Source organism: Paenalcaligenes sp. (genome assembly GCF_030152715.1).
GTDB lineage: Bacteria > Pseudomonadota > Gammaproteobacteria > Burkholderiales > Burkholderiaceae_B > Paenalcaligenes > Paenalcaligenes hermetiae.
This window is the reverse complement of record NZ_JASLIX010000013.1, coordinates 1-3,874: the sequence shown is the minus strand read 5'-3', so window position 1 is coordinate 3,874 and position 3,874 is coordinate 1. Positions and strand designations below refer to the sequence as shown.

The 3,874-nt window shown below is 51.1% G+C and carries 5 protein-coding genes; 4 read left to right on the top strand and 1 reads right to left on the bottom strand.

Features of this window, described 5'->3' with window-relative positions; translation table 11 throughout:
• The coding region (locus tag Q1V74_RS00875) for a transposase (protein ID WP_300646631.1) at window positions 1–613 on the top strand (613 nt) is incomplete at its 5' end.
• 70 nt (window positions 614–683) lie between these two features.
• Window positions 684–1,082: a helix-turn-helix domain-containing protein gene (locus Q1V74_RS00870; protein ID WP_300646630.1), complete on the top strand. Its 399-nt coding sequence runs from the start codon at window positions 684–686 to the stop codon at window positions 1,080–1,082.
• On the opposite strand, the gene Q1V74_RS00865 is transcribed toward Q1V74_RS00870, so the two are convergent.
• Entirely contained in the window at window positions 1,003–1,986 is a 984-nt protein-coding gene (locus Q1V74_RS00865; protein WP_260650676.1) for a LysR substrate-binding domain-containing protein, read from the bottom strand. The genes Q1V74_RS00870 and Q1V74_RS00865 overlap by 80 nt on opposite strands.
• A 103-nt stretch (window positions 1,987–2,089) precedes the next feature.
• On the opposite strand from Q1V74_RS00865, the gene Q1V74_RS00860 reads away from it, so the two are divergent.
• Both Q1V74_RS00860 and Q1V74_RS00855 read left to right on the top strand, forming a co-directional pair.
• Entirely contained in the window at window positions 2,090–3,106 is a 1,017-nt protein-coding gene (locus Q1V74_RS00860) for an aromatic ring-hydroxylating dioxygenase subunit alpha (protein ID WP_260650675.1), read from the top strand.
• A gap of 94 nt (window positions 3,107–3,200) precedes the next feature.
• Window positions 3,201–3,874 (top strand): PLP-dependent aminotransferase family protein (locus Q1V74_RS00855; RefSeq protein WP_300646629.1); only part of this gene is annotated, 674 nt, incomplete at its 3' end.

The window sequence follows — 3,874 nt, the reverse complement described above, 5'->3', positions numbered from 1 at the left end:
CAGCTTCAAGCGGCATGAAACGGCCCTGCGCAAAGCGCAGCAGGCCATGAGCCGCAAAACCAAATTCAGCAACAACTGGAAGAAGGCGAAAGCCCGCGTCCAGCGCATTCACTCCCGTATCGGCAACGCCCGCCGCGACTTTCTGCACAAGACTTCGACCGCGATCAGCCAAAACCACGCGATGGTGTGTATCGAGGATTTGCAGGTACGGAACATGTCCAGGTCAGCGGCAGGTACTACCGAACAACCGGGACGAAACGTTCGGGCCAAGTCCGGCCTGAACAAGTCCATCCTCGATCAAGGCTGGTTCGAGTTCCGCCGCCAACTGGATTACAAGCTGGCGTGGAACGGCGGCTGGCTGGTTGCAGTGCCGCCACAGAACACGAGCCGCACCTGCCCGTGCTGCGGCCATGTGTCTGCCGACAACCGGCAGACGCAAGCCCGATTTGCGTGTGTGGAATGTGGTTTCGAGGAAAACGCCGATGTGGTCGGCGCGATCAATGTGCTAAGGGCGGGACACGCCCGGTTCGCCTGTGAAGTGAGCGGTGCGGTAATGCCGCCAGCAGCAGGAACCCACCGAAGCGACTCAGGGGCGGCTCAATGCCGCCCCTGAGCGCCGTAGGAATCTCCGGCCTTCAGGCCGGGGAGGATGTCAAAGCGTTGCGCACGCTTTGATTCAGCTCATGGGGGCGCAGCTAAGTGAACCGTTTCTTGCGGATACTCCCAAGCCGCAAACTGTGCGTGAAATTCAACTTGTAAAAATTCAGCACTATATTCAACAGAACCTGCATCGTTCCGATTTAAACGTAGATAAGCTGTGTCTGGTTTTTAGGTGCTCGCGGCGTTATTTGTATAACTTATTTGCTCTACAGGACTTAGCTCCAGCAGACTATATACAGCGTCAGCGTTTAATAAGCAGTTGTGAGCGGTTGGCTGATCCAAACTATCAGCGGCCGATTGCGGAGCTTGCCTACCAGCATGGGTTTAAAGATGCCACCGCCTTTAGTCATGCTTTTCGGCGTCGTTATGGGGTGTCGCCGACGGTATGGCGTCAGCAGCAGCTCTCTCAGGCTGTGATGTAACGCGTAGTGCCAAGCTAATAAAACGATGAAAAGCACGGGCTTGCGGCTTATTGAATACCGCCGGTTGCCAGGTCATGACATAGGGCCACTCTAAATCTAAAAAACGCGCTCCCACAGGCATGCAAAGTTGTTGTTGTGCCAACAGAGGCTGCACATAGGCGTATTGGGCCAACATGATGCCATGCCCAGCCTGAGTCGCGGCAAGTGCTTGGTGCGATAAACTAAACGTAAGCCGAGGGGGAGGAGGGGTAATTGGTTCTGCTTGAGCATAGTGAGCAAACCAGTTTTCCCAAGAGGGTGGGGAGCTAAAACGCGGTTGCCAATCCACCGCAATAAGAGGGTGTTGACACAAATCCGTCAGCTGATGGATGGGGTGATTAGCGATCAGGCTAGGGTGACACACCGGCACGACCCGATCTGTAAAAAGCGTTAGATAATGTAGGTTCTGAGGGATAGTTTGCGCATAAGTAAACCGAAAATCCACCCGCTCATTGGCGTAATCAGGCTCGTGATGTGATCCATGCAAGTGCAAACGCACCACTGGCTCTTGGGCTTGTTGCCAAGCGTGGAGTCGCGGTAATAGCCAGTCATTTAAAAAAGAAGGCAGCGCACTAATGTGTAAGCTGCGTTCTTGTTCATCAAGCAATAGTTGTGTTTGCGCTTCGCGTAGCTGCTCAAACGCTTCTGTACAACGCTGATGAAAATCCACCCCAGCGGCAGTAAGGCGCAAACGTCGGCCCTCTTTAAAAAATAACGCCGCACTCAGGTGTTTTTCTAGTAGTTGGAGCTGTTGGCTCACCGCACCGGTGCTAATTCCTAAGCGGCGTGCCGCGTCTTGAATACTTTCACTATGGCCGACCGTTTCAAAAATTTGCAACGCACGTAGTGGGGGCAACGTCTGCATACTCACCACCTATTGTTTAGAAAAACTAAAATAAAAAGCAAAATTTATTAGATATTATTGTTTTATCATCCGGTTATCTACTCTTATTTATGCTTCCATTACTATGTTCTTAGAAAATGCTTGGTATGTTGCCGCCTTATCGACCGATGTGAGCCGTCGTCCTTTCGCGGTAAAAATGTTGAATCAGTCGTTGGTATTGTTCCGTAAACAAGATGGCACGGTGGTGGCCTTAGAAGACTCCTGTCCCCACCGTCGTCTTCCGTTATCCATGGGACGCGTACAGGGTGATACCATTGAGTGTGGCTATCACGGCTTACGTTTTGATTGCTCGGGAGCCTGTGTGGGCGCTCCCACCGCAACAGATATTCCCCCCACCGCTGTCGTGCGCCAATACCCGGCTGTAGAAAAATATGGGGTCATTTGGGTGTGGATGGGTGATGCCCAACAAGCCAATGCAGACGATATTATCCAAATTAAAGAATGGGATGATCCCAACTGGGGTGTTAATCGGGGCGATGCCATGGAGGTAGCTTGTAATTATCTCTATATTACGGATAACCTTCTTGACCCTTCACACGTAACGTGGGTTCACCAAAGCTCATTTGGTAGCCATGATTTGGTAGGAGTGCCGCTGGAAGTCACCGAGGCCGACAACGGAGTAACAGTTTGGCGCTGGTTGCGTGATATTGAAGTGTCTCCGTTTTACAAAAAATTTGTGAAATTTGAAGGTAACTGTGACCGTAAACAGCAGTATGAAATGCGCTACCCCGCCCATGCCGTAATTCGTGCTATTTTTACGCCAGCCGGCACCGGTAGTGACGAGGGGGATTTTCATCCTGATGTGTTCTTGATGGACTCGTATAACTTTTTGACGCCTATTGATGAAAAGAACACGCGTTATTTTTGGTTCCAGCTACGTAACTTTAGTCCAAATGACGAGGAGGTCTCGCGTATTTTTAACGAAGACGTGCGCGCAGCGTTTCACGAAGACAAGGTGGTGCTCGAAGCGGTACAGCAGGGTATGGATGCCAAAGGCGCTCGTTTGAGCTTGCCTTCGGATAAAGGCGCCTTGTTATTCCGTCGACGTATGAGTGAAAAAATACGAGCAGAAAAAGCCTAGCTATTCACGCTTTTGGTTTAATACTGTAATCTAGTGTGTATAACTTTATTAATTGATGTATTAACCGTTTTTTAAGCAGGGTCATCGTCACATCATGGATTCTCACACCCCTTATACGTTTTCTAATCGGGCTAATCAGCTCACCAGCTCCGCTATTCGAGAGATCCTAAAGGTCACCACTCGACCTGAAATCATTTCTTTTGCGGGTGGTCTGCCCTCAGCTGACGGTTTCCCTATTACTGAACTACGCCAAGCCTTTGATACGGTACTGGCTACTGATGGTCGTGCTGCGTTGCAGTATGGTCCTACCGAGGGTTATACCCCGTTGCGCGAGTGGGTGGCACAGGACCTGAGCACCGAAGACGTCAACATCGATGTGAACGAGGTATTGATTGTCTCTGGTTCACAGCAAGCATTAGATATGCTTGGCAAGCTATTTATCGATGTGGGTAGTAAAGTTCTAGTGGAATCGCCCACTTATTTGGGCGCGTTGCAATCCTTTTCTGTTTTCGAACCAGAATACGTGGCAATGGACACGGACGATGGCGGTTTAATCCCCGCCGAGGTCTCTACAGCCAAAGCGGCTGGTGCCCGCTTTTTGTACGCTCTGCCTAACTTTCAAAATCCCACTGGGCGCACTATGAGCGAGGCACGGCGTCAGGAACTCGTCGAGCGTTGTGCCGCTGCTGGTATCCCTATTATCGAAGACGATCCTTACGGAGAGCTGCGCTACAAGGGCACACCTCAGCCGAGCTTGCTCCATCTGGG

What these genes read in the sequence shown, in the direction of transcription:
- Q1V74_RS00865 (WP_260650676.1), bottom strand. Translation starts at nt 1,986, where the DNA reads ATGCAGACGTTGCCCCCACTACGTGCGTTGCAAATTTTTGAAACGGTC.
- Q1V74_RS00860 (WP_260650675.1), top strand. Translation starts at nt 2,090, where the DNA reads ATGTTCTTAGAAAATGCTTGGTATGTTGCCGCCTTATCGACCGATGTG.
- Q1V74_RS00870 (WP_300646630.1), top strand. Translation starts at nt 684, where the DNA reads ATGGGGGCGCAGCTAAGTGAACCGTTTCTTGCGGATACTCCCAAGCCG.